Annotated in this window: 23 protein-coding genes and 4 tRNA genes; 21 read left to right on the top strand and 6 right to left on the bottom strand. The window is 55.3% G+C overall.

The features are described 5' to 3' along the window. Positions 1 to 13 precede the first annotated feature (13 nt). The 11 genes from rfbA to WFP70_RS13405 all read left to right on the top strand — a co-directional run bounded on the left by rfbA (position 14) and on the right by WFP70_RS13405 (position 7737). The gene (gene rfbA / locus WFP70_RS13455) at positions 14 to 895 is read left to right on the top strand and encodes a glucose-1-phosphate thymidylyltransferase RfbA (RefSeq protein ID WP_097118511.1); all 882 of its coding nucleotides are present in this window, start codon (positions 14 to 16) and stop codon (positions 893 to 895) included. Further along, a complete protein-coding gene (gene rffC, locus WFP70_RS13450; RefSeq protein ID WP_034827844.1) occupies positions 873 to 1571 on the top strand; it encodes a dTDP-4-amino-4,6-dideoxy-D-galactose acyltransferase in 699 nt (232 codons plus the stop codon). The genes rfbA and rffC overlap by 23 nt, the downstream gene beginning before the upstream one ends. Beyond that, positions 1568 to 2698, top strand: a complete 1131-nt coding sequence (rffA, locus tag WFP70_RS13445) for a dTDP-4-amino-4,6-dideoxygalactose transaminase (protein WP_337023602.1) — start codon at positions 1568 to 1570, stop codon at positions 2696 to 2698. The genes rffC and rffA overlap by 4 nt, the downstream gene beginning before the upstream one ends. Further along, complete coding sequence (wzxE, locus tag WFP70_RS13440) at positions 2698 to 3951, top strand: lipid III flippase WzxE (protein ID WP_337023603.1); 1254 nt, start codon at positions 2698 to 2700, stop codon at positions 3949 to 3951. The genes rffA and wzxE overlap by 1 nt, the downstream gene beginning before the upstream one ends. Continuing rightward, positions 3948 to 5018, top strand: a complete 1071-nt coding sequence (locus tag WFP70_RS13435) for a TDP-N-acetylfucosamine:lipid II N-acetylfucosaminyltransferase (RefSeq protein WP_337023604.1) — start codon at positions 3948 to 3950, stop codon at positions 5016 to 5018. The genes wzxE and WFP70_RS13435 overlap by 4 nt, the downstream gene beginning before the upstream one ends. Beyond that, entirely contained in the window at positions 5015 to 6358 is a 1344-nt protein-coding gene (gene wzyE, locus WFP70_RS13430) for an ECA oligosaccharide polymerase (protein ID WP_337023605.1), read from the top strand. Before WFP70_RS13435 ends, wzyE begins: the two co-directional genes overlap by 4 nt. A gap of 18 nt (positions 6359 to 6376) precedes the next feature. Beyond that, a complete protein-coding gene (gene wecG / locus WFP70_RS13425; RefSeq protein ID WP_337023606.1) occupies positions 6377 to 7111 on the top strand; it encodes a lipopolysaccharide N-acetylmannosaminouronosyltransferase in 735 nt (244 codons plus the stop codon). A gap of 158 nt (positions 7112 to 7269) precedes the next feature. After that, positions 7270 to 7346: transfer RNA gene (locus tag WFP70_RS13420), tRNA-Arg, on the top strand. A 91-nt stretch (positions 7347 to 7437) separates the two neighbouring features. After that, positions 7438 to 7513 (top strand) — tRNA-His (locus WFP70_RS13415). Between the two features lie 15 nt (positions 7514 to 7528). After that, positions 7529 to 7615 (top strand) — tRNA-Leu (locus WFP70_RS13410). 45 nt (positions 7616 to 7660) lie between these two features. Next, positions 7661 to 7737: transfer RNA gene (locus tag WFP70_RS13405), tRNA-Pro, on the top strand. Between the two features lie 739 nt (positions 7738 to 8476). On the opposite strand, the gene hemY is transcribed toward WFP70_RS13405, so the two are convergent. The 4 genes from hemY to hemC are packed head-to-tail and all read right to left on the bottom strand — an operon-like array spanning position 8477 to position 12508. After that, a complete protein-coding gene (gene hemY, locus WFP70_RS13400; RefSeq protein WP_058960370.1) occupies positions 8477 to 9673 on the bottom strand; it encodes a protoheme IX biogenesis protein HemY in 1197 nt (398 codons plus the stop codon). Between the two features lie 2 nt (positions 9674 to 9675). Continuing rightward, positions 9676 to 10806, bottom strand: a complete 1131-nt coding sequence (gene hemX / locus WFP70_RS13395) for a uroporphyrinogen-III C-methyltransferase (RefSeq protein ID WP_337023607.1) — start codon at positions 10804 to 10806, stop codon at positions 9676 to 9678. 23 nt (positions 10807 to 10829) lie between these two features. Further along, positions 10830 to 11570, bottom strand: a complete 741-nt coding sequence (hemD, locus tag WFP70_RS13390) for a uroporphyrinogen-III synthase (RefSeq protein WP_337023608.1) — start codon at positions 11568 to 11570, stop codon at positions 10830 to 10832. Continuing rightward, a complete protein-coding gene (hemC, locus tag WFP70_RS13385; RefSeq protein ID WP_058960399.1) occupies positions 11567 to 12508 on the bottom strand; it encodes a hydroxymethylbilane synthase in 942 nt (313 codons plus the stop codon). The genes hemD and hemC overlap by 4 nt, the downstream gene beginning before the upstream one ends. A gap of 312 nt (positions 12509 to 12820) precedes the next feature. Between hemC and WFP70_RS13380 the strand changes: the two genes are divergently transcribed. From WFP70_RS13380 to WFP70_RS13340, 9 genes are all read left to right on the top strand, one after another. Beyond that, positions 12821 to 15382, top strand: a complete 2562-nt coding sequence (locus WFP70_RS13380) for a class I adenylate cyclase (protein WP_160833378.1) — start codon at positions 12821 to 12823, stop codon at positions 15380 to 15382. A 135-nt stretch (positions 15383 to 15517) separates the two neighbouring features. Then, positions 15518 to 15721, top strand: coding sequence for an LPS translocon maturation chaperone LptM (gene lptM / locus WFP70_RS13375; protein ID WP_038643799.1), 204 nt, complete (start codon positions 15518 to 15520; stop codon positions 15719 to 15721). Positions 15722 to 15750: 29 nt separating this feature from the next. Further along, positions 15751 to 16575 carry a diaminopimelate epimerase gene (gene dapF, locus WFP70_RS13370; protein ID WP_166933384.1) on the top strand — a complete coding sequence of 275 codons (825 nt, stop codon included), beginning with the start codon at positions 15751 to 15753 and terminating at the stop codon, positions 16573 to 16575. Beyond that, positions 16572 to 17276, top strand: a complete 705-nt coding sequence (locus WFP70_RS13365) for a DUF484 domain-containing protein (protein ID WP_034827865.1) — start codon at positions 16572 to 16574, stop codon at positions 17274 to 17276. The genes dapF and WFP70_RS13365 overlap by 4 nt, the downstream gene beginning before the upstream one ends. Next, on the top strand, positions 17273 to 18184 hold the full coding sequence (gene xerC / locus WFP70_RS13360) for a tyrosine recombinase XerC (protein ID WP_058960365.1): 912 nt from the start codon (positions 17273 to 17275) through the stop codon (positions 18182 to 18184). Before WFP70_RS13365 ends, xerC begins: the two co-directional genes overlap by 4 nt. Next, positions 18181 to 18897, top strand: a complete 717-nt coding sequence (yigB, locus tag WFP70_RS13355) for a 5-amino-6-(5-phospho-D-ribitylamino)uracil phosphatase YigB (RefSeq protein WP_097118520.1) — start codon at positions 18181 to 18183, stop codon at positions 18895 to 18897. The genes xerC and yigB overlap by 4 nt, the downstream gene beginning before the upstream one ends. A 175-nt stretch (positions 18898 to 19072) precedes the next feature. Continuing rightward, positions 19073 to 21235, top strand: coding sequence for a DNA helicase II (gene uvrD, locus WFP70_RS13350; RefSeq protein WP_058960397.1), 2163 nt, complete (start codon positions 19073 to 19075; stop codon positions 21233 to 21235). Positions 21236 to 21555: 320 nt separating this feature from the next. Beyond that, positions 21556 to 22509 (top strand): magnesium/cobalt transporter CorA, encoded by a 954-nt coding sequence (corA, locus tag WFP70_RS13345; protein ID WP_034827871.1) that lies wholly within the window; start codon positions 21556 to 21558, stop codon positions 22507 to 22509. A 94-nt stretch (positions 22510 to 22603) separates the two neighbouring features. Further along, entirely contained in the window at positions 22604 to 23656 is a 1053-nt protein-coding gene (locus WFP70_RS13340) for an AbrB family transcriptional regulator (protein WP_337023609.1), read from the top strand. Here WFP70_RS13340 and rarD read toward each other — a convergent pair. Together rarD and WFP70_RS13330 are read right to left on the bottom strand one after the other, a co-directional pair. Further along, positions 23627 to 24526, bottom strand: coding sequence for an EamA family transporter RarD (gene rarD, locus WFP70_RS13335; protein ID WP_337023624.1), 900 nt, complete (start codon positions 24524 to 24526; stop codon positions 23627 to 23629). The genes WFP70_RS13340 and rarD overlap by 30 nt on opposite strands. 21 nt (positions 24527 to 24547) lie before the next feature. Next, the gene (locus WFP70_RS13330) at positions 24548 to 25018 is read right to left on the bottom strand and encodes a thioesterase family protein (RefSeq protein WP_337023610.1); all 471 of its coding nucleotides are present in this window, start codon (positions 25016 to 25018) and stop codon (positions 24548 to 24550) included. A gap of 165 nt (positions 25019 to 25183) precedes the next feature. Here WFP70_RS13330 and pldA point away from each other — a divergent pair, with 165 nt between their 5' ends. Continuing rightward, positions 25184 to 26062, top strand: coding sequence for a phospholipase A (pldA, locus tag WFP70_RS13325; RefSeq protein WP_034827877.1), 879 nt, complete (start codon positions 25184 to 25186; stop codon positions 26060 to 26062). Positions 26063 to 26067: the final 5 nt, after the last annotated feature.

Genomic DNA, 26067 nt, shown 5'->3' with positions numbered 1-26067 from the left:
AGGAGCAGCAACGATGAAAGGTATCATCCTGGCGGGCGGTTCGGGTACGCGTTTGCACCCTATTACTCGCGCTATCTCAAAGCAGCTACTGCCGGTTTACGACAAACCGATGATCTACTATCCGCTGTCGGTGCTGATGCTGGCGGGGATCCGCGAGGTCCTGATTATCACCACGCCGGAAGATCGCGCGCACTTCGAGCGTTTGCTCGGTGATGGCAGCGAGTTCGGCCTGCAGCTAGAGTATGCTGAGCAACCCAGCCCCGATGGTCTGGCGCAGGCGTTTATCATTGGTGAGTCCTTCATTGGCAATGACAGCTGCTGTCTGGTGCTGGGCGACAACCTCTATTTTGGCCAGGGCTTCAGTCCGAAACTGAAAAAAGTGGCTGCGCGCAGTAGCGGTGCGACGGTGTTTGCCTATCAGGTGATGGATCCCGAGCGGTTTGGTGTGGTGGAATTTGATGACGACTTCAATGCGCTTTCCATCGAGGAGAAGCCGCAGCAACCCAAATCACGTTGGGCGGTAACCGGCCTCTACTTCTACGACAATCGCGTGGTGGAGTTTGCCAAACAGGTGCAGCCTTCTGCACGGGGCGAGCTGGAAATCACCGCGATTAACCAGATGTATCTTGAGCAGGGTGAACTCTCTGTCGAGTTGCTGGGACGAGGTTTTGCCTGGCTGGATACCGGTACACACGACAGTCTGATTGAAGCGAGTATGTTTGTTCAGACCGTGGAGAAACGTCAGGGCTTTAAAATTGCCTGCCTGGAAGAGATTGCGTGGCGCAATGGTTGGCTAAGTGACGAACAGTTGCTGGCGGCGGCGCAAGCGTTGACCAAAACCGGCTACGGCCAATACCTGATGGATGTTCTCCATGCCCGTCCGCGTCAGTATTAACCCCCTTGAGTGGGAAAGCGATTTCTTTGGCGTGAACAGCGCGCGTATCGACCTGGATGGCGACTTCACCCTTGCCGACGCGCTGCAACAGCCAGATACGTTGTGGCAGGCCAAAGTGCCCGCCGAGCGCACCGACGCCATTGATGCCTTAAGCCAGCACGGTTTTCAGTTGGTGGAAGGTGAGGCCGATCTGGCCATCAATATCAAACGCACCGAGCGCCAGGTTGGCGTGCGCATCGCGCGTGAAGCACAGATCCCGGCATTGCGTGAGGCGGCATCGCATGCCTTTCGCCAAAGCCGTTTTCGTGCGCCCTGGTTTAACGCCGATGACAGCGGTCGTTTCTATGCACAGTGGATTGAAAACGCGGTACGCGGCACCTTTGATCACCAATGCCTGGTGGCCAGCGACGAATCCGGCCAATTACAAGGCTATGTCTCGATGCGTGAAGTGAACGGTGATGCGCGTATCGGCCTGCTCGCCGTGCTGCCCGCAGCGCAAGGGCAGGGCATTGGTCAACGCTTGCTGTTGGCGGCAGCGGATTGGGGCCGCGTGCGGCAACTTGAACGACTGCGCGTCGCGACCCAGCTTAGCAATCTTACGGCGATGCGCCTCTATTTACGCAGCGGTGCACGCCTTGAAAGCACCGCCTACTGGTTTTACAGGACAGCTACATGATCCCATTTAATGCGCCGCCAGTCGTCGGCAGTGAACTTGAATATATGCAGTCGGCGATGGCCAGCGGCAAACTCTGCGGTGACGGTGGATTTACCCGCCGCTGTCAGCAGTGGATGGAGCAGCATTTTGGCAGCAAAAAAGTGCTGCTGACCCCCTCCTGCACCGCCTCGCTGGAAATGGCCGCACTGTTAATCGATATCCAGCCCGGCGATGAAGTGATCATGCCGAGCTACACCTTTGTTTCCACCGCCAATGCCTTCGTGCTGCGCGGTGCTGTGATCGTGTTCGTCGATGTGCGCCCCGATACGCTGAATATCGATGAAACGCTGATTGAAGCCGCGATCACTGAGAAAACCCGTGCGATTGTGCCGGTGCACTACGCGGGCGTCGCCTGCGAGATGGATAGCATTATGGCGCTGGCGGCGAAGCATCAATTATTTGTGATTGAAGATGCGGCGCAGGGCGTGATGTCGCTATACAAGGGGCGTGCGCTCGGCACGATTGGTCATATTGGTTGCTTTAGCTTCCATGAAACCAAAAACTACACCGCTGGCGGTGAAGGTGGAGCAACGCTGATAAATGACGCGAAGCTGGTTGAGCGTGCAGAGATCATCCGCGAAAAGGGCACTAACCGCAGCCAGTTCTTCCGTGGCCAGGTGGATAAATACACCTGGCGCGATATCGGTTCGAGCTATTTGATGGCGGATCTGCAGGCTGCCTACCTGTGGGCGCAACTCGAAGCGGCTGAGCGTATTAACCAGCAGCGTTTGCGCCTGTGGCAGCGCTATTATGATGCGCTGCAACCGCTGGCGGCGGCGGGACGCATTGCCTTGCCGGTGGTGCCGGAAAACTGCCGCCACAATGCGCACATGTTTTACATCAAACTGCGCGACAGCGACGACCGTCAGGCACTGATTAACTGGATGAAAGAGGCGGAAATCCTCACGGTGTTCCACTACATCCCCTTGCACTCTTCGCCAGCCGGTGAACGTTTTGGTCGCTTCCACGGTGATGACCGCTTCACCACCAAAGAGAGTGAGCGCCTGCTGCGCCTGCCGCTGTTTTATAACCTGTCGGATAACAATCAGCGCACCGTTATCAGCTCGCTGTTGAGTTTCTTTGCCTGATGTCGTTAGCCAAAGCTTCAGTCTGGACAGCCTCATCAACGTTGGTAAAAATCATTGCTGGTTTGCTGGTGGTGAAACTGCTGGCGGTCAGCTTTGGGCCAGAAGGGGTTGGCCAGGCCGGTAACTTTCGCCAGATGATTACCGTATTAGGTGTATTGGCCGGCGCGGGCATTTTCAACGGCGTGACCACCTACATCGCGCAATTTCAGCAGCAACCTGAGCAACTGCGTGCCGTGACGGGTACGGCATCCACCATGGTGATCGGCTTCTCCACGCTGGTGGCGCTGGTGTTCTTGCTGGCAGCGGGGCCGATCAGTCATGCGCTATTTGGTCACGACGACTATGCCAACGTGGTGCGCATCGTGGCTTTTCTGCAGTTTGGCATTGCCTGGGCCAATCTGACGCTGGCCTTGCTCAAGGGGTTTCGCGATGCGCGCGGCAATGCGCAGGCGCTGATTATCGGTAGTCTGGTGGGCGTGCTGGGTTATGTGTTGTGCTGGTGGCTGGGTGGATATGCCGGAGCGTTAGTCGGCTTAGCGCTAGTGCCTGCACTGTTGGTGTTCCCGGCACTGCTGATGCTGCGCCGTCATCGTCAGGTGCTGCCACTGCGCTGGTTAACACCGAGCTGGCAGCCGGATTTGGCGCGAAATCTGGCAAAATTCACCCTGATGGCGCTTATCACCTCCGTGACCCTGCCAGTGGCGTGGGTGATGATGCGTAATCTGCTGGCCGAACAGCAGGGGTGGGCGCAGGTAGGCCTGTGGCAGGGTGTGACCAGTATTTCCGATGCCTATCTGCAATTTATCACGGCGACTTTTAGTGTCTGGTTACTGCCGACGCTGGCGCGACTGGAAGGTAAGCCGCAGATTGCGCGTGAAATTGGGCGTGCGCTGCGTTTTGTGTTACCTGCAGTGGCGGCTGCGAGTTTCTGCGTGTGGTTACTGCGTGACATTGCCATCTGGCTGCTGTTTTCACCGCAGTTTACCGCGATGCGGGACCTGTTTATCTGGCAGTTATGCGGTGACGTCTTTAAAGTTGGCGCCTATGTTTTCGGATATCTGGTGATCGCTAAAGCTTCACTGCGCTTTTATATTTTGACGGAAATCAGCCAGTTTGTGCTGTTAACCGCGTTCTCACATTGGCTGATTCCCTTACATGGAACCGCCGGAGCCGCACAAGCCTATATGGCGACTTACGTGCTCTACTTCGCCATTTGCTGTGGCGCCTTTATGATTTATTGCCGAAAAAAATGACTTTATTTCACGTGCTGGGATCGGATATCCCACATCATAACCATACGGTGTTGCGCTTCTTTGATGAGGTGATGAGCACCGAATTGCCGGGTGCTGGACCGCGCCAGTTTATGGTGGTGACTTCAACGCCTGAAGCGATGCAAGCCTATACCGCGCTGCAAATCGAAAGCTATCCCAGCAAGCGCGCACTTGCACAGGCGGTAATGTCCCGTGCGGCTGATCGTGCGCAACGCTTCTTCTTTCATGGACAATTCAATCCGCAAATCTGGCTGGCTTTGCTCAGTGGTAAATTACGGCGTGAGCAGGCGTTCTGGCATATCTGGGGCGCTGATTTGTATGAAGAAGGGCGTGGCCTGAAGTATCAGTTGTTTTATCTGCTGCGCCGCCTGGCACAGCGTCGCATTGCTCACGTGTTCGCAACGCGTGGGGATTTGCACTTTTTTCAACAACGCCATCCGCGTGTGCCCACTTCACTGCTCTATTTCCCAACACGCATGCCCGATGCCGCAGTGCCGGGCGATAGCACGAGCGGTGATTTCACCGTACTGTTGGGTAACTCAGGCGATCGCAGCAACAACCATATTGAAGGCTTGCAGGCGATTCGAGCGCAGTTTGGCGATCGGGTGAAAATACTGATCCCGCTGGGCTACCCGGAAAATAATCATGAGTACATCGAAGAGATCAATACGGCCGCGCAGCGCCTGTTCCCCCAAGGTCAGGTAACCTTGTTGCGAGACAAGATAGATTTTGACACCTATCTGCAATTGCTCAGTGAATGCCAGCTCGGCTATTTTATGTTCGAACGTCAACAGGGTATTGGCACGTTATGTTTGCTGATTCAGGCCAACATTCCCTTTGTGCTGAACCGAAAAAATCCGTTCTGGCGCGACCTCAGCGAACAAGGGTTGCCGGTTCTTTTTAGTGAAGATGCACTGGATGCTTCGAGTGTGGCTGAAGCCCAGCGGCAGCTGGCGCAGTGTGATAAATCCGCGATTGCCTTTTTCGCCCCTGGTTATCTGGCTGGCTGGCGCAACGCGTTGAGCCTGAGTGAAAGGGAGAGAACATGAGCCTGATGCAGTTTAGTGGTCTGCTGGTGGTTTATCTGTTCTCGCTGGGCTTCATTTTGACGCTGACCTGGCGGGAATTTAAACGGGTGCGTTTTAACTTCCACCTGTTCTTCACCATCCTTTTTTTACTGACCTTTTATTTCGGGTTCCCCCTCACCAGTGTGCTGGTATTCCGCTTTAATGTTGAAGTGGTACCGCCGGAGTACCTGTTACAGGCGTTGCTGGCCGCGACCAGTTTTTATGCGATTTATTACGTCAGTTATAAAGTCCGGTTGAGGCCGATCAACGCTGCACCGCGCAAACCCTGGTTGCAGATGAACCGAGTCGAAACCCATCTTACCTGCCTGTTACTGGCGCTGGTGGCGATTGGCACGGTCACGGTGTTCTTCATGCACAACGGGTTACTGTTGTTCCGACTCTCTGCGTATAACCAGATTTTCTCCAGCGAAGTGTCCGGCGTAGCGCTCAAACGCTTCTTCTACTTCTTTATTCCGGCGATGCTGATTCGTTATTTCCTCAACCCCACGCAGCGCCAGTGGCTAGGGTTTTTGCTGGTATCGGTGGCATTTGGTTTACTGACCTATGCACTGGTGGGCGGGACGCGCGCAAATATCATCATCGCTTTTGCCCTGTTCCTGTTTATCGGTATTACGCGCGGTTGGATCACCTTGTGGATGCTGGTGGGCGCAGGCGTGATGGCGATTGCGGGTATGTTCTGGCTGGCACTGCGGCGCTATAACCTCGATGTGGTGGGCGATGAAGCGTTTTACACCTTCCTGTATTTAACGCGTGATACCTTCTCCCCCTGGGAAAACCTCGCGCTGTTGTTGCAGAACTACGACAAAATTGATTTCCAGGGCTTAGCACCGATCTGGCGTGACTTTTATGTCTTTATCCCGAGCTGGCTCTGGCCTGGCCGTCCATCGATGGTGTTAAACAGCGCCAACTACTTTACCTGGGAAGTGCTGAACAACCATTCAGGGCTGGCGATTTCGCCGACGCTGCTGGGTTCGTTGCTGGTAATGGGCGGCGTGTGGTTTATTCCGCTGGGTGCGATTGCCGTCGGCTGGCTGATGAAAGGGTTCGATAACCTCTATCTGCAAGGCCGTGATGCTTCAAACCGCTATAGCGGGGCGATTCTGCAGAGCTTCTGCTTCGGCGCGGTCTTCAATATGATCGTGCTGGCGCGTGAAGGGCTGGATGCTTTCGGTTCGCGCGTGGTGTTCTTTTGCATTATTTTTGCTGCCTGCATGGCGGTGGCTAAATTGCTGTACTGGCTGTTAGCGCGCGCGGGTTTAATTCGCTCACGTAGCGAGCCGGTGGTTCACAGCCTGTCTTAACCTTTGGGAACATGATTCATGAAAACCGATAAGCCGCGCTATAACCTGCGCGGTGTCGATCTTCACGCCTTTAACGACATGGACGGCTTCCTGCACTTCTTGCTGCCGGATGGCAAACCGCGCTGTGGCACGCTGGTGGCGATGAATGCAGAAAAGATGCTGACGCTGGAAGAAGATGCGCAACTGCGTGCACTGATTGCTGAAGCGGAATTTAAATATCCGGATGGCATTAGCATTGTGCGCTCCTTACGCAAAAAATATCCGCAGTTGCAGGTTAGTCGCATCGCTGGCGCCGATCTGTGGGAAGCCCTGATGGAGCGCGCAGGCCGCAGCGGCATTCCGGTGTTTCTGATTGGCGGTCGTCAGGCTGTGCTGGATGAAACCTGTGACAAACTGCGCCGTCAGTGGAATGTGAACATCGTCGGCAGTCAGGATGGCTATTTTGCCCCGGCAGAGCGTGAGGCGTTGTTTGCGCGCATTGCGGCCAGCGGTGCACAGATTGTCACGGTGGCGCAGGGCTCGCCGCGTCAGGAGTTGCTGATGCGTGATTGCCGCGCGCACTGGCCGCATGCGCTGTATATGGGCGTAGGCGGTACCTACGACGTTTTCACCGGCCACGTTGCGCGTGCACCGCGAATCTGGCAGAAATTAGGTCTGGAATGGCTCTATCGTTTGATTCGGCAGCCATCGCGTTGGCGCCGCCAGTTAAAACTGCTGAAATATTTGCGCTATCATTGGCGTGGCGATCTTTGATATCGCCGATTTATTCAGCAATATCATCAGTGCAGGCAGCAAAACTGCATTAATAATCGACGGAATGCACAAAGCGTAATCAAACGCGTTTTTTTTATAAAAAAGCGCTGGACAGTATGAGGTCAAGCCCGTAGTATGCCCATCCGCAACGGCGCTACGCGCCCGTAGCTCAGCTGGATAGAGCGCTGCCCTCCGGAGGCAGAGGTCTCAGGTTCGAATCCTGTCGGGCGCGCCATTTAGTTTGTGCGCAAGAGCTTCGGTGGTTGGTTTTAACCGCGTTATGCAGTGAAAATAGTAAGCAGAGATGCTTACGCACCAGAATTATGGTGGCTATAGCTCAGTTGGTAGAGCCCTGGATTGTGATTCCAGTTGTCGTGGGTTCGAGTCCCATTAGCCACCCCAAATTTTGCTGGGCACGCGATGGTGGCGGAATTGGTAGACGCGCTAGCTTCAGGTGTTAGTGTTCTTACGGACGTGAGGGTTCAAGTCCCTCCCTTCGCACCAGGCAAAATTACGCGGTAGCGTGAAGAAATAAGATACAGAAAAAATCGGCGAGTAGCGCAGCTTGGTAGCGCAACTGGTTTGGGACCAGTGGGTCGGAGGTTCGAATCCTCTCTCGCCGACCATATTCGAAAAGCCTGCTTGAAAAAGCAGGCTTTTTTTCGTTTTATCTTTCCCTAAACTGATCTTATCCTTTTCAGCAACTCAGCAACTCAGCAACTCAGCAACTCAGCAACTCAGCAACTCAGCAACTCAGCAACTCAGCAACTCAGCAACTCAGCAACTCAGCAACTCAGCAACTCAGCAACTCAGCATCCCGGCTTCTCAACACCATCCGGCTTCTTAAATCACGCCATCGGTTGTTGTCGTCATAATGAGACTCGCAACCCATTGATTTTAAATAGACTGACAATTCCTTGCATTGGTTGTCGTTGAGAGGAGACAGTTATTGAGGGGGAGTGTTGCGAGATCACGACACGCTTATCAGCTTGAAGTGAGCAAGCACAGTCATCTTGCTGATTTAAAATAACTTATCTCTGAATCTGCAATTCTGGCACGGCTTATGCAATAATAATCCTGTAGATGCTCATTCCACCTCTTATGTTTGCTGATGCTACATAAACCTGGGAATGATGCAGAGCCCCTTACGGTATCCGTTGTCCAGCCTGGCAGTTATTGCGCACGCTTTACTGCAGTAAGAAGGACATTACGTTGAGTCGGATACCATCAGTTGTCTGAACGACCTGATCTTACACCTGCTTATGGCAGGTGTTTTTTTATCTACGATTTACCCTCATGCCGCTCCTCTTCAGGCAAAAAAAAGCCGGGACAAGCCCGGCGTGCACAAAAGTAACAATCGTTAAATCAAGCGTTTGGATTCGTCTTCAAGGTGAGAAGCAGACCTTCACGGCGCATTTGAGCAGCGTCCTCGGGGCGATGCAGGCGATCATAGACATCGGCCAACCAGGCATAATCAAAAGCATCAGGGCGTTGTGCCAGTGCCTGCTGGAAAGCTTCAGCGGCCTGCTGCCACTCACCGTGGCGCATCAGCATCTGGCCCAAGGTGCTGTGCAGCAGCGGCGTTGCGCCATGTTGTTTGATTTGCTGGCGCAGCGCTTTCTCCAGCGATTGCGGATCGCCACTTTTAATGCGTGGCATTAACAGCACCAGGCGATCGTCATACTGACGCTTCAATCCTTCCAGCACGATGCTTTGTGCGGTATCAGGGTCATCACACTCAATCAGATGTTCCGCCATCGCCACCTGCAGCGCCGTTTCCTGACGCGTTTTACGGCTTTGGTTTTGCCACCACTTCTTCAGGCCTTCGCTGCCTTGATCGGCCATGGCCTGATTCATCATGCCTAGCCAGGCTTGCTGTTGTAGCGCCTCACGATGGGCTTCATCGTTAACCTGTGATTTCTGCATGGAGGGCAGAATATCCAGCAACGCGCCCCATGCGCCGGTGCGAATATAAGCCTGTTCAGCCAGACGCAGCACTTCCGGATGACGCGGTGCGACTTCCAGCAATCGGTCAATGCCATGACGGGCGGCGTGATCTTCATTACGTGCCAGTTGCAGGCGTACGCGGGTGATTTCAACCGGAATGGTGTCGTTCTCGGACAGCTCAGACGCACGTTCCAGATGTTGATTGGCACGCACTTCGTCACCACGCTGCTGCGCCGCTTCGGCTGCCAGCAGATAGTTAGCCACCGGCTGATCGGCGTGATCGGCATTCTTTGACAGCAGTTTTTCAACCTGCTTGTAATCACCTTCCGCCAGCTTCATCAGAGCGCTCTGCGTGTGACGCTGTGCGCTGCGGCGTTTACGTCCAGTGAACCAACCACGCGTGCGTGCACCGGTGCGGAATACGCGGCGTAAAATCCATTCAATGAACAGAATCACCAGCAGACTGAGGATCAGGATGATCGCCAGTCCTGTGACGCTGGTTTCCACGTTCCAGTTGTCGGTCTGAATCAGCACGTAGCCCTGATGGCCGGCAATCATCGGCCCTAAGACCACGCCCGCGATCAGCAGCAGGAAAAGCACCAATACTTTCAGCATGCTTAGCCTCCCTGTTGATCAGCCGGAACCGATGGCTGCGCCAGCAGGTTGCGCACGCGCGTCTGCATCAATTTTTCCAACAGCGCCTGACTTTCCAGCGTATCCGGCACATCCATTGAGATGTTTTGCTGACTCAGTTCATCCAGCTGTGCGAGGAAAGCTTTGGTGGCAGCGTCATTGGTGTCGTACCAGGCGCGCACCCAGGTCGAGACCGCATCAATCGACTGTTTGTAGATTTCATCCTGATGACGTGGCACAGCCTGGGCGGCAATCAGCAGACGTGAACGGATATTTTCACGCAGGTAAACGTCCTGATTCGGTGCCAGTAGCGGCTGTGCGGTGTTATCACGGCGGCGGATGGTAATGAAATCATCCATAAAGTTATGCCAGCTCTTCACCAGGTTTTGACGCCATTCGTGCAGCGAGCTGGAAAGCTCTCCGCCATCGGCATCCATCGGTGAATCATCACTGTCATTGTCGGCCAGACGCAGATTATCGACGCCGTTCGACAACTGATTGAGTTTGAGGATGATGCCATCGTAATCGACCTGGCTCACCGTTGAGAGAGAACTGATGTCCTGCGTTAAAGCACGACGCACATTCATCACGCTCGGGTCATTCATATCGGCGAGGCTGGTATCGGCGCTTTTCAACAGCGCGGCGGCGGTGGTGACATCCTGATCGCTCCACAGCTTGCGGCCCGCCAGTTTCACGAGATAATCCGCTTGCGCCAGCAGCCAGGTGCGGGTGTCATTGCCGGAGATCGTCGCGACTTTATCGCGCAGGGTTTCCAGCTCTTTGGCGCTGTTGTCCTGCTGGGTACGCGCTTCCTGCAACGCTGTGTTAGCGGTATCCAGTTGTTGCGTCAGCTGCTGTTTGTCGCTGCCCAGTTGCTGCTGCAGGGCGCTCAGCTGTTCACTCAGGTTCTGGTTTGTCTGAGCCTGTAATTCGGCCTGATGTTTCCCATTGAGGTAAAGTCCCGCGCCAATCGCCAGCGCAATCACGATCGCCACCGCGCTCAGTACTTTGCCATCGCTTTTTTTATCGCGAGGCTTTTTACCGTCTGGCGTGGGGGAAGTGTCCGCAGGGGTGGTTTCTTCAACCATGGCGGAGGAGGCTTTTTGTTCCGTCATTATGGCTCATCCCATTGTTAAGTTCAGCGTAACGCGCGCAGCAGCGCATCGTTATCAGCACCATCGGCTACCTCAATATCCTGCCAGCCTAATTCGGCGGCCTGAGTAGCCAAACGTTCACTGACGACCACCAGTCGACAGTGCAATAACCATTCCCGACGAACGATTGGCGGAAACAGTGCAAACAGTTGTTGTAACATCTCACCGCTGGTGACCACCAGCGTAGTAATTCCGCGATCGCGCCAGCGACGACCCTCAATCGCGCCCTCATAATACTTTTCACACCGTTGATAGCACTCGCAGTATTCCACCTCGGCGCCGCGTTTCAGCAGGGTTTCAGCCAGTAACTCACGGCCTGGGCTGCCGCGCAAAATCAGCGCACGCTTGCCTTTTACCTGTTGCAGACGGTTGAGGCGCACTAACTCTTCGCTGGTCTCCCGCGCATGAGGATAGTCTACTTTCAGATGACTGACGGTATGCAGTGCCAGCGCGGTGCTGCGCCCTATAGCATAGTAGTCGAGTGTTTCGGGCCAGGTGAGGGCACTCTGCTGTAGCGCTGGATGGGCAAACAGCACCACCTGCTGCGACAGCAAAAACACCAGATCGCCCGGCCGTAAAGCCGCCAGTTTTTGCGGCAATTGTTGCAGATCGCGACCCGGCGTGAATTCAATCAGCGGTAGAGTCCACGCCAGTTTTCCCTGGGTTCGCAGACGCGAAACCAGTTCACTGGCAGCGGGCTCCGGGCGGGTCACGAGAATGGTCATGCAGGCGTTTGCCCCTGATAAACGTCGCGCAGAATGTCGCGGGCGCCGCCATCCAGCAGCTCTTCTGCAAGGGAGATCCCCATTTGCACGGCGTTTTCGCGCGGACCACGGCGTTCACCTACCACCATTTGCTGGCCATCCGGTGAGCCGACTAAGCCACGTAACCATAGCTGATTATCTTCCAGCACGGCAAAGCTGCCGATCGGTACCTGACAACCGCCTTCGAGGCGTGTGTTCATCGCGCGTTCAGCGCGCACACAAACATCGGTGTCGGCGTGATTCAGCGCCTGCAATAAGGTAATCAGTTCGTGATCATCAAGGCGACATTCAATACCGACGGCGCCCTGGCCCACGGCGGGCAGCGAGATTTCAGCGGGCATCGCCTGACGAATGCGGTCGTCGAGGTTCAAGCGCTTCAGGCCTGCCGCGGCCAGAATAATGGCGTCATATTCTCCGGCATCCAGCTTACCCAAACGGGTGCCCACGTTCCCGCGTAACGAACGGATGATCAGATCGGGACGACGTGCGCTGAGCTGACACTGACGACGCAGACTGGACGTCCCCACAATCGCGCCCTGTGGCAGTTCATCAATGCTGTTATAAAGGTTGGAAACGAAGGCATCACGCGGGTCTTCACGCTCGCAGATGGTGACGAGGCCCAGGCCTTCCGGGAAATCCACCGGCACATCCTTCATGGAGTGCACCGCAAGATCGGCACGGTTTTCCAGCATTGCCAGTTCAAGCTCTTTAACAAACAGGCCTTTTCCACCGACTTTAGCCAGCGGTGTGTCGAGGATGATGTCGCCTTTGGTGACCATAGGCACCAGCTCAACCTGCACGCCCGGATGTGCTGCCATCAGGCGCTGTTGGACATATTGTGCCTGCCATAAAGCAAGGGGACTTTGTCTGGTAGCAATTCTGAAAATTTTGTTTAACATGCTGTTAACCATTTTGATCGTTCATCGATTATCCTATCATTGATAGGGGAATGCTGTCAGTTTCAACGGATTGAAAAGGCCTCGATGTCAGTTGTTACGCATTATTGCGTCATTTTCTGACGTCTAAGTCCGAAAAAGCAGGGCTACATGGGGAACGTGCTAAACTGTCATGTAGCGCAACTTTCTTTACGGTCAATCCTCCAGGTGTTAGATTGATCACGTTTCCAGCAATAATTTGCCCAACATCTTTATTATTAAGCGGCAGGTTTTGGAAACAGGGTGCTTAACACTGGGACAATCAGGCGAAACGTCTTGTACCTCTACATTGAGACACTGAAACAGAGACTGGATGCAATTAACCAGCTGCGCGTTGATCGCGCACTGGCTGCTATGGGACCTGCCTTCCAGCAAGTCTACAGTCTGCTGCCAACATTACTGCACTATCATCACCCGCTGATGCCGGGCTACCTTGAAGGTAGCGTTCCCCACGGCGTCAGCTTCTTCACGCCTGATGAAAACCAACAGCATCTGTTGCAACAGTTGGCGGGCGATCAGCCTCTGGATCTCAGCACTGCCGTCAAAGGTGAACGTCCGATTACCGGCATTTACTCGATGGGCAGTACCTCGTCTGTCGGTCAGAACAGCGTGTCCGATCTCGACATCTGGGTGTGTCATCAATCCTGGCTGGATAATGAAGAGCGCCTCAATCTGCAGCGCAAGTGTACCCTGTTGCAGAAATGGTGTGTGTCGATGGGTGTGGAAGTCAGTTTCTTCCTGATCGACGAGAATCGTTTCCGCCACAATGAGAGCGGCAGCCTCGGTGGTGAAGACTGCGGTTCTACCCAACATATTTTGCTGCTGGATGAGTTCTACCGTACCGCTGTGCGTATGGCCGGTAAACGCATCCTGTGGAACATGGTACCCGGCGAAGAAGAGCACCATTACGACGATTACGTGATGTCACTCTATTCACAAGGCGTGTTGACGCCGAATGAGTGGCTGGATCTCGGCGGCCTCGGCACGCTGTCAGCCGAAGAGTACTTCGGGGCCAGCTTGTGGCAGCTGTATAAAAGCATCGATTCACCGTACAAAGCGGTGCTGAAAACCCTGTTGTTAGAAGCGTACAGCTGGGAATACCCGAACACGCAGCTGCTGGCGATGGATATCAAACAGCGCCTGCACGATGGCGAAATCGTCTGCTTCGGCCTCGACCCCTATTGCATGATGCTGGAGCGTGTGACGCGCTATCTGACCAGCGTGGATGACATGGCGCGCCTTGATTTGGTGCGCCGATGTTTCTATTTAAAAGTGTGTGAGAAGCTCTCGAGTGACGATCACCACCATCACCGCTCAGGCTGGCGTCGCGAGATTCTGTCGCAGCTGGTGAAAGAGTGGGGTTGGGATGAAGAGAAAATTGCGGTATTGGATAACCGCGCCCAGTGGAAAATTGAGCGTGTGCGTGAAGCGCACAACGAGTTGCTGGATGCGATGATGCAGAGCTATCGCAACCTGATCCGTTTTGCCCGTCGTAACAATTTAAGCGTCAGTGCCAGCCCGCAGGATATCGGCGTGCTGACGCGTAAACTGTATGCCGCGTTTGAAGCGTTGCCGGGCAAAGTGACGCTGGTGAACCCACAGATTTCGCCTGACCTGTCGGAAGATAATCTGACCTTTATTCATGTGCCGGAAGGCCGCGCCAATCGCGCCGGTTGGTATCTTTACAACCAGTCGCCGGACATGAGTTCGATCATCAGCCATCAGCCGCTGGAATATAACCGCTACCTGAACAAGTTAGTGGCGTGGGCGTGGTTCAACGGTTTGCTGACCAGCAAAACGCGTTTGCATATGAAGGGCAACGAATTCTGCGATCTGCCGCGTTTGCAGGAGTTGGTCAACGATGTGTCGAGCCACTTCCCGCTGCGCGTGCCTGCGCCGACGCCAAAAGCGTTGTACAGCCCGTGCGAAATCCGTCATCTGGCGATTATCGTTAACCTCGAACACGATCCGACCTCCGCCTTCCGCAATCAGGTGGTGCATTTTGATTTCCGCAAGCTGGATGTGTTCAGCTTCGGTCAGCAGCAACAGTGCCTGATTGGTAGCATTGATCTGCTGTACCGCAACTCATGGAATGAAGTGCGTACGCTGCACTTCAGCGGTGAGCAGGCGATGATCGAAGCGCTGAAAACCATTCTCGGCAAAATGCATCAGGATGCCGCACCGCCGGATACGGTGGAAGTGTTCTGCTACAGCCAGCATCTGCGCGGTTTGATTCGTACCCGCGTACAGCAGCTGGTGTCTGAGTGTATTGAGCTACGCCTGTCTAGTACCCGTCAGGAGCCAGGCCGCTTTAAAGCGCTGCGCATGGCGGGCCAGACGTGGGGCTTGTTCTTCGAGCGCATGAGCGTCTCGGTGCAGAAACTGGAAAATGCGGTGGAGTTCTACGGCGCGATTTCCAACAACAAGCTGCACGGTTTGTCGATCAAAGTGGAATCGAATCAGACGCCATTACCGCCGGTGGTGAACGGCTATGCCAGCGAAGGCATCATTCAGTTCTTCTTTGAAGACACCAATGACGATCGCGGCTTCAATATTTATATCCTCGACGAAACCAATCGCGTTGAGGTTTATCACCATTGTGAAGGCAGCAAAGAAGAGTTGGTGCGTGACGTGAGCCGTTTTTACTCCTCGTCGCATGACCGCTTCACCTATGGCTCCAGCTTTATCAACTTCAACCTGCCGCAGTTCTACCAGATTGTGCACGCGGGCGATCGCTTCCAGGTGATTCCATTCCGCAGCCAGACGCTGACACAGCTCTGTGCAACGCAGCCCGATAACGACAACGGCGATTTCCAGCCGCGCTACCAAATGCACTGATCCCGCCTGCGTTCGCGTGGTGGGATTGGCTTTTCCTCTGACATGCGCCCGGATTTGCGGGTATTTCCTGTTGCTTTTACAACGTCAACTGCGATGATAAGCAGCCAAGGCTTAAGGACAGGAAGAGCAGACAGAATGAGACATATGATAAGTCAGCTGGGTATGGCGCTGGCACTGGTCAGCCTCGCAGGCTGTGGCCTGAAAGGACCGCTGTATTTCCCGCCCAAAGATCAGCCGACCAAACAAAACCAGCAGGTCACCGAACAGCAGCAAAAAGCGGCGCAGGATGCTGACGTTAACGGTTTGGTCACCAGCAAATCGGGTTCACAGGCGAACTAATCTCTATGAGTAATCCGGCGGAGCAGAAAATGCAGTTCTCGAAAATGCACGGTCTCGGCAACGATTTCATGGTTGTGGATGCCGTGACGCAAAACGTCTTTTTTTCGCCGGAACTGATTCGCCGTCTGGCGGATCGGCATCTGGGGATCGGTTTCGATCAGCTGCTGATCGTCGAACCGCCTTATGATCCGGATCTCGATTTTCATTACCGAATTTTCAACGCGGATGGCAGTGAAGTGGCCCAATGCGGCAACGGCGCGCGCTGTTTTGCTCGCTTTGTGCGCCTGAAAGGGCTGACCAACAAAAGCGACATTCGCGTGAGTACGCAAACCGGTCGCATGGTGCTGAGCGTGACCAGCGATGAGCTGGTACGTGTCAACATGGGTGAACCCAACTTCGATCCGCAACAGGTGCCGCTGCGCGCCAATAAAGCGGAAAGCCTGTATCTGCAACGTGTTGCGGAGCAGACCGTGATGTTTGGTGCGGTGTCGATGGGCAACCCGCACTGTGTGATTCAGGTTGAGAGTGTGAAAACGGCCGCCGTGGAAACCCTCGGTCCGCTGCTGGAAAGCCACGAACGCTTCCCGGAGCGTGTCAACGTGGGCTTTATGGAAGTGGTTAATCCTGAACACATTCGTCTGCGCGTGTATGAACGCGGCGCGGGTGAAACCCAGGCTTGTGGCAGCGGCGCTTGCGCAGCCGTTGCCTGCGGCATTCAGCAAGGCATTCTGGCGGAAAAAGTTCGCGTTGATTTGCCTGGCGGAACCTTGCATATCGCCTGGAAAGGGGCAGGTCAGCCGCTGTTTATGACCGGCCCAGCCACACACGTCTACGATGGGTTTATTCATCTATGAAAAATGTCGAAGAGCAAACCGACAGCGCGGTTTTGCTGGACGATCAGTCGGTAAGCGCCTTCCTGCGCCAGAACCCCGATTTCTTTATTCGCAATGCGCGCCAGGTTGAACAGATGATGGTGCCGCACCCGGTGCGCGGCAGCGTGTCGCTGGTAGAGTGGCACATGGCGCGTCAGCGCAACCACATCCAGCAGCTGGAAGAGGAAATCACGCTGTTGATGGAGCAGGCTACGGCCAACCATCAACTGTTCGATCGTCTGCTGGGGTTGCAAGGCCATCTTGCCGCGGCGGACAGCCTGCAGGAAATGTTAACGCGTCTGCACCGTTGGGCGCGTGAGTTGGGTCTGGCCGGCGCCAATGTGCGGGTGTTCAACGACCATTGGCACATCGGCGCACCTTCTGATTTCACCCAGTTGGGTCTTTCTCGTCAGGCTTTTGAGCCGCTGCGTATTCAACGCTTTGGTGCTGAACATCATTACCTTGGCAGCCTGAATGGCCCGGAGTTACTGCTGTTGTTGCCTCAGGCGAAAGCCATCGGGTCGGTGGCGATGTCGCTGATGGGCGAACGCGGCGAGCTTGGCGTGCTAATTTTCAGCAGCCGCGACAACCAGCATTATCAAGCGGGCATGGGCACTTTGCTGTTACAGCATCTGGCGCAAATGCTGCCGGATCTGCTGTCTCGCTGGATTGAACGCGCATGAGTGACGTCAGCCCGTTGCAGCCTGCCGTTGAGGGCTTTCTGCGTTATCTGAAAGTCGAACGCCAGCTCAGCCCGTTGACCCAAAAGAATTACACTCGCCAGTTGCAGACGATGACCGCGATGGCCGATGAGATGAAGATCGCCTCATGGGCACAACTGGAGCCCGCACAGGTTCGTCAGCTGGCGGCTCGCAGCCGTCGTGCCGGACTCGGGCCCAGCAGCCTGGCGCTGCGCATGTCGGCGCTACGCAGTTTTCTCGACTGGCAGGTCAGTCAGGGGATGCTAAGCGCCAATCCGGCCAAAGGCATCTCCACGCCGCGCAATGCTCGTCATCTGCCAAAAAATATGGATGTCGACGAGGTTAACCAGCTGCTGGAGATCGACCTGAACGATCCGCTGGCGGTGCGCGACCGAGCGATGCTGGAAACCATGTACGGCGGCGGTTTACGTTTGTCGGAGCTGGTGGGCATGGATTGTCGTCATGTCGATCTCGACGCCGGTGAAGTGTGGGTGTTGGGGAAAGGCAGTAAAGAGCGACGTGTGCCGATTGGTGGCACGGCGGTGACCTGGCTGCAACACTGGCTGCCACTACGTGCAAGCTTCGCGCCGCAGGATGATGCGATGTTTGTTTCCAGTCGCGGCACGCGTATTTCGGCGCGTAACGTGCAAAAGCGCTTTGCCGAGTGGGGCATCAAGCAGGGCGTGGCCAACCATATTCATCCGCATAAACTGCGTCACTCGTTTGCGACCCATTTGCTCGAATCGAGTGGCGATCTGCGTGCAGTGCAGGAACTGCTCGGGCACGCAAATCTGTCGACCACGCAAATCTATACCCATCTCGATTTCCAGCATCTGGCGACCGTGTACGACGCGGCGCATCCACGTGCTAAACGAGGAAAGTCTGAATGAAGTTCTACCGCCCGCTGGGCCCGATCAAAGCGATCACTTTCGATCTCGACGATACGCTGTATGACAACCATCCGGTGATCCGTAAAACCACCGCCGAATCCCACGCCGCGTTGCAGGCCTTCCATCCGGCACTGCGTGAATTCACCCCCGCTGATTATCAGGCGCTACGTGACGAACTGCTGGCGCGTGAGCCGGAAATTTACCACGACGTGTCTGAGTGGCGCCGCCGCTCGGTTGAGCTGGCAATGATCAATATCGGCTTATCCGCTGCTGAAGCCCGCGCCGGTGCCAGCGAAGTGATGGGTGTATTCCATCAGTGGCGCAGCGAAGTCGAGATGCCGAATGAGACGCATCAAACGCTAACGTGGCTGGGCGAGCGCGTCCCGCTGGTGGCGATCACCAACGGCAATGCCTGTCCGGAAAAACTGGGAATTAACCACTACTTCCAGTTCGCCCTGCGCGCCGGCCCGCACGGCCGTGCTAAGCCGTGGCAGGATATGTATCAGCTGGCGGCTGAGCGTTTGAACATCGCACCTGAGCATATTCTTCATGTGGGCGACGATCTCACCACCGATGTGGTCGGTTCAATAAACGCGGGCATGCAAGCCTGCTGGATCAACCTGCGCGATGGCAATCTGATGAAGATTGATGATGCGCGTTTGCTGCCGCACGTCGAAATTCATCAGTTGGCATCGCTGACCTCGCTGCTATAATGCTGTATGTTCATCCAGCTAATGGCTGGATGATGGCAGGCATTTCCTGACGCACAAATCGTAGCGGCACCCTTCATTTTGCGATGAATAGCGCCGCTACAAATGGTGCGTTGACTGAATGCTGAGAAACCGCATTTCTCAATCCTCCTTTTATTATTTTGGCAAAACGGTGCTTATGGACGTTTCTGATCTGCTTAACGGCTTGAATGACAAACAGCGCGAGGCGGTCGCCGCGCCGCGCAGCAATCTGCTGGTGCTGGCCGGGGCAGGCAGTGGCAAAACGCGCGTGCTGGTGCATCGCATTGCCTGGCTGCTGTCGGTAGAGAATTGTTCGCCTTACTCGATCATGGCGGTGACCTTTACCAACAAAGCGGCGGCTGAAATGCGCCATCGTATTGATCAACTGATCGGCACCAGTCAGGGCGGTATGTGGATTGGCACCTTCCACGGACTGGCGCACCGTTTACTGCGTGCCCATCATCTTGATGCCAATCTGCCGCAGGATTTCCAGATTCTTGATAGCGACGATCAGCTGCGCCTGCTCAAGCGTCTGATCAAAGCCATGAACCTTGATGAGAAGCAGTGGCCTGCACGCCAGGGCATGTGGTACATCAACGGCAAAAAAGATGAAGGGCTGCGTCCTAAGCATATCGAAAGCTACGGTAATCCGATTGAACAAACCTGGCTGCGCATCTATCAGGCTTATCAGGAGGCTTGCGATCGCGCGGGCTTAGTGGATTTTGCCGAACTGCTGCTGCGTGCGCATGAGCTGTGGCTGAACAAGCCGCATATCCTGAATCATTACCGCGAGCGTTTTAGCAACGTGCTGGTGGACGAATTCCAGGATACGAACAACATCCAGTACGCGTGGATCCGCATGCTGGCGGGCGATACCGGTCGTGTGATTATCGTCGGGGATGACGATCAGTCGATTTACGGCTGGCGTGGCGCGCAGGTCGAGAACATCCAGCGCTTCCTGCAGGATTTCCCTGGCGCGGAAACCATTCGCCTGGAGCAAAACTACCGCTCGACCAATAACATCCTGAAAGCGGCCAACACGCTGATCGCCAATAACAATGGTCGCCTCGGTAAAGAGCTGTGGACCGATGGCAGTGACGGCGAAAAGATATCCCTCTACTGCGCGTTTAATGAATTAGACGAAGCGCGCTTCGTGGTAAACCGTATCAAAACCTGGCATGAGAACGGCAATGCGCTGCAGGATTGCGCCATTCTCTACCGCAGCAACGCCCAGTCGCGCGTGCTGGAGGAGGCGCTGTTGCAAGGCAGCATGCCGTACCGTATTTACGGCGGCATGCGCTTCTTCGAACGCCAGGAGATCAAAGATGCGCTGGCGTATCTGCGCCTGATGGCGAACCGCAATGACGATGCCGCGTTTGAGCGCGTGGTGAACACGCCAGTGCGCGGCGTGGGCGATCGCACATTGGATGTGGTGCGCCAGACCGCGCGCGAACAGCAATTAACGCTGTGGCAAGCGACGCGTGAACTGCTGCAAAACAAAGCCCTGGCGGGACGTGCGGCTTCCGCGCTGCAGCGCTTCTGCGAGCTGGTGGATTCGCTGGCCACGGAAACCGCCGATATGCCACTGCACGTGCAGACCGATCGCGTGATCAAGGATTCCGGCCTGTGGATCATGTACGAGCAGGAAAAGGGCGAAAAAGGCCAGGCACGTATCGAAAACTTAGAGGAGCTGGTGACGGCAACGCGTCAGTTCAGCTATCAGGACGAGGACGAAGATCTGATGCCGCTGCAGGCGTTTCTGTCACATGCGGCGCTGGAGGCCGGTGAAGGTCAGGCCGACAAATGGCAGGATGCGGTACAGCTGATGACCATGCACTCGGCGAAAGGTCTTGAGTTCACTCAGGTATTTATCGTGGGTATGGAAGAGGGCATGTTCCCAAGCCAGATGTCGCTGGATGAAGGCGGACGTCTTGAAGAGGAGCGTCGTCTTGCCTACGTTGGCGTCACGCGCGCGATGGAGAAGCTCACGCTGACCTACGCCGAAACTCGCCGCCTTTATGGTAAAGAAGTGTATCACCGTCCATCGCGTTTCATCGGCGAATTGCCGGAAGAGTGCGTCGAGGAAGTGCGTCTGCGCGCCAGCGTCAGCCGTCCGGTGAGCCATCAACGCATGGGCACGCCGATCACGGAAAACGACAGTGGTTTCGCGCTGGGCCAGCGTGTACGCCATGCCAAATTCGGTGAAGGCACCATCATCAACCTCGAAGGCAGCGGTGAACACAGCCGCTTGCAGGTGGCATTTCAGGGCCAGGGCATCAAGTGGCTGGTGGCGGCGTACGCGCGTCTGGAAACGGTGTAGCGCCGTTGCGTTACCTTGACGACTTTTTCGTCTCAGCGTAACATGCGCGCACTATTATCATGAGAGGACAATGCCTTGGACGCGCCCAGTCGATGCTGGCTCAACCGCCTGTTTAACAGGAATAACATCTAAGGCTACCTCTATACGCGGGTAGCCTTAGCGGTTATCAGCGACCTCCCTTTACACTCTCGTCGCACGAGTCAGCACTGATTTACCCTTGAAGCGAAAGTTTCCGCGTTCAGGCTTTGCCGTGCCCGTTTTGCCTTCGGCATCACGGTGTGCCGCCTTGTCCCATTAAGTCTGCAATGGGGAGTATTGCTATGCTGAGCGCTTTTAAACTCGAACGCGATCGCCTGACGCGCATCGAACTGGAAGATAACAACGACACACTCAACACCTCGGTGTGGGTCGATCTCATCGAGCCCGACGACACTGAGCGTGATCGTGTGCAATCCGAGCTGGGTCAAAGCCTGGCGACGCGTCCGGAGCTGGAAGACATCGAGGCCTCCGCACGTTTCTTCGAAGATGAAGATGGTCTGCACATTCACTCCTTCTTCTTCTTTGAAGATGCGGAAGACCACGCTGGCAACTCCACCGTGGCATTCACCATCCGTGAAGATCGCCTCTATACATTACGCGAGCGCGAACTGCCGGCTTTTCGTCTGTATCGTATGCGTGCGCGCAACCAGACGCTGACCGATGGCAACGCCTACGAGCTGTTGCTGGATCTGTTTGAGACGAAAATCGAACAGCTGGCGGATGAGATCGAGAACATCTACAGCGCGCTGGAAAAACTCAGCCGCGTGATCATGGAAGGGCAACAGGGCGAAGAGTACGATCAGGCGCTGTCGCGTCTGGCGGAGCTGGAGGATATCGGCTGGAAAGTGCGTTTGTGTCTGATGGATACCCAACGCGCGCTTAACTTCCTGGTGCGTAAAGCCCGTCTGCCAGGCAATCAGCTGGAGCAGGCGCGTGAAATCCTGCGCGATATCGAATCCCTGCTGCCGCATAACGAATCGCTGTTCCAGAAGGTCAACTTCCTGATGCAGGCGGCGATGGGCTTTATCAACATCGAGCAGAACCGCATCATTAAGATCTTCTCAGTGGTGTCGGTGGTGTTCCTGCCACCCACGCTAGTGGCATCCAGCTACGGGATGAACTTCGAGTTTATGCCTGAGCTGAAATGGAGTTTTGGTTATCCTGGCGCGATTACGCTGATGATCCTTGCCGGTCTGGCGCCGTACCTCTATTTCAAACGGAAAAACTGGTTGTAACCCTTTCGGGGCCGCATTTGCGGCCCTTTAAACTGGCGCTGCATCACAATTCTGCGTAGGCTGTTGTCACTTCTCACTTTCTGATTTCCACCCTATGGCGCGTTTTTCTTTGCGACAGCAGTGGACCATTCTGCTGATTGCTTCGTTAGTACTGGGGATCATTCTCCAGCTGTTTCACCTTCCTGCTGCACTGCTTTTAGGTCCGATGATCGTCGGAACCGTCATGGGCCTTTCTGGCGCGACCGTACGCATCGACAAACGTTTGTTTGTGCTCGCACAAGCGGTGTTGGGTTGCATGATCGGGCAAACACTCTCACCGGCTATTCTCTCACCGCTGTTAGCGGATTGGCCGGTGGTGCTGGCGGTGTTGGTGCTTACGCTGGCGGCCAGCGGTTTGTCAGGTTTTCTACTGGTGCGCTTTAGCAACCTTCCAGGGCCAACCGGTGCGTGGGGATCGTCTCCCGGCGGCGCTTCTGCGATGGTGGCGATGGCCGGTGATTTCGGTGCGGACGTGCGCTTAGTGGCGTTTATGCAGTATCTGCGCGTGCTGTTTGTGGCGACTGCAGCGGCAGTGGTGGCGCGCATTGGGCTGGGCACCAACGGTGGTGCATTGGAGCTGGTATGGTTCCCTGCCTTACAAAGCAGCTTCATTCTGACATTGGTGGTGATGTTCGCGGGTGCCTGGCTGGGACAAAAACTGCGTATCCCTTCGGGTGCGCTGCTGCTGCCCGCGCTGATTGGTGCGACGCTCCACGGCACCGATGTCGCCACTTTGCAGGTGCCGGAGTGGTTGCTGGCGCTGGCCTATGCGTTGATTGGCTGGAGCGTGGGTTTGCGCTTTACGCGCCCGATCTTCCTGCTGGCGCTGCGCACCCTTCCGCAAATGCTGGTGTCGATTTTCGGCTTGATGTTGCTGTGTGGTGGATTGGCGTGGATGCTGACGCAGGTGTTGCACGTCGATCTGATGACGGCGTATCTGGCAACCAGCCCGGGCGGGCTGGATACCGTGGCGATTATTGCGGCGGGCAGCCGGGTCGATATCGCGTTTGTGATGGCATTGCAGACATTACGCCTGTTCACCATCCTGCTGACCGGCCCGGCTATCGCACGCTTTATCTCACGTTACGCGCACGCGGGTGCGAGCTGAAAACGCGACGGCATCAACGATAAACACGGCGAGCGCCAGCCAGATAAAGCCGAAGGTGACCATCTTGTCCGGCGTCAGGCTCTCGCCGTAGAACAGCACGGCCAAAAGGAACATCAACGTGGGACCGAGGTATTGGAAAAAGCCCACGGTCGACAAACGCAGACGCGCACAGGCGGCGGCAAACAGCATCAGCGGAATCGTGGTGACGATGCCCGCCGCGATCAGCTTGAAATTGAGGCTCATTGGATTGGCGCTGAGGTGGCTGGTGGCGCTGTCAGCAAAGCCAAACAAGTAGATGGCCGCCAGCGGGAATAACCATGCGGTCTCGATCAGCATGCCGCTCTGCGCATCCACCTGAATTTTTTTCCTCAGCAAACCATAGACGGCAAAACTTAGCGCCAGTCCCAGGCCAATAATCGGCAGCGAGCCAAATTGCCACAGCTGCACCAGTACGCCAATCGTTGCCAGCAACACCGCCAGCCACTGCAAGCGGCGGAAGCGCTCGCGCAGGAACAGCATGCCAAACACTACGTTGATTAGCGGGTTGATAAAGTAGCCGAGGCTGGCTTCCAACATGTGCTGATTATTCACTGCCCAGATAAACAGCAGCCAGTTGCCGCCAATGGTGACGGCAGTGACGGCCAGCAACAGCACTTTCTTTGGCTGAGCGAGCACCGTGCGCACCTGCTGCCAGCTGTGGCTCAGGGTAATCAGTACCAGCATAAACAGTGCCGACCAAATCACGCGATGCGTCATGATTTCTGTTGGCGGGACTTCTTTCACCAGCTTGAAGTAGGCTGGCGCAATGCCCCAGATAAAATAAGCGCCGAGCGCATAGCCAATGCCCTGACGCGTTTGTTGCGTATCCATCATGCTTTCCAAAAAAGGTAACTAGCCAATCAAATAGGTGGCGGTTGCTGTGGCGATATAATCGCCCTGCTGGTTGTGCAGTTCCACTCGCGCTACCGCCACTTTATTGCCGGCGCGCAGCAGGCTGCTGGTGGCGATAAAGCGATCGCCGCGTCCGGGACGTAAATAATCAACGCGCATATCGATAGTGCCCATGCGCGACAGACGCTGACGCAGTTCCTCTTCGCTGATGCTTTCCTGACGCGACAGTGCATGACTGACGCACACCAGACCGGCGGCGACATCCAGTACTGAGGCAATCACGCCGCCGTGCAAAATCTGCTGCGCCGCATTGCCGACCAGCATGGTTTTGTTGGCAAAGCCCAACTCGGCGTAATCCGCTTCGAGTCGATCCAGCTCTAAACCCAGCGCCTGGTTGAAGGGCATGTGATAAACAAAGATTTCGCCAATCAGGCGGCGAGCTTCCTGCTGTGACAGCAACGGGGATGACATGTTTTCTGCCTTAAGATGTTAAAGAGTTGTGTATATTATGCCGCGTTCGCGCGGCTTTCCAGTTTCAGAAATCGGCACTGATCAACCTGTCTCTTTGCGTGTAGAATGGCGTGCTTTTTGAACATGGGCCTAATAATGACAACACGTAGTTCCCTGGAGAATGTTATGCGTAAGCTATACGCGTTGCTGACCGCAGCTTTGATGATACCTGCGCTGGCACAGGCTGATGAAGCCACCATAAAAGAGGTGCATGACGCCCCGGCAGTGAAGGGCAGTATTATTGCGAACCTGTTGGAGAAACACGATAACCCGTTCGTGCTCTATCCTTACGAAAACAACTATTTGCTCTACACCTACACCAGCGACATGAACAAAGAGGCGATCTCTTCGTACAACTGGGCGGACAAAGCAAAAAACGATGAAGTAAAATTCCAGCTCAGCCTGGCGTTCCCGCTGTGGCGTGGCATTCTGGGTGATAATTCGGTGCTGGCCGCATCCTATACGCAACGCTCGTGGTGGCAGCTCTCTAACCGTGGAGCCTCATCGCCGTTCCGTGAAACCAACTATGAGCCGCAGATTTTCCTTGGCTGGGCAACGGATTACACCTTTGCCGGCTGGACTCTGCGCGACATCGAAACCGGTCTTAACCACGAGTCGAATGGACGTAGTGATCCGACTTCACGCAGCTGGAACCGCGTCTATGCGCGCCTGATGGCGCAGAACGGTAACTTCCTCGCGGAAATCAAACCCTGGTATCGCATTCCAGAAAATGAAAATAATGATGATAACCCCGACATCACCAAGTACATGGGCTACTATCGCGCCAAGCTCGGTTATGAAATGGGTGAAAGTATTTTCAGCGTGGAAGGTAATTACAACTGGAACAGCGGCTATGGCGGCGCGACTTTCGCCTGGAGCTATCCTATCTCTGAACATGTGCGCTTTTACACCCAGCTGTTCAGCGGGTATGGTGAATCGCTTATCGACTATAACCACCGCCAGACCCGTTTTGGCGTGGGCGTAACACTTAACGATCTGTTCTAACCAGT

The organism is Pantoea sp. USMM079, assembly GCF_037153115.1.
Taxonomy (GTDB): Bacteria; Pseudomonadota; Gammaproteobacteria; order Enterobacterales; family Enterobacteriaceae; genus Pantoea; species Pantoea communis.
Note: the sequence above shows the minus strand (reverse complement) of the source record. Positions and strands in the feature narration are given on the sequence as shown.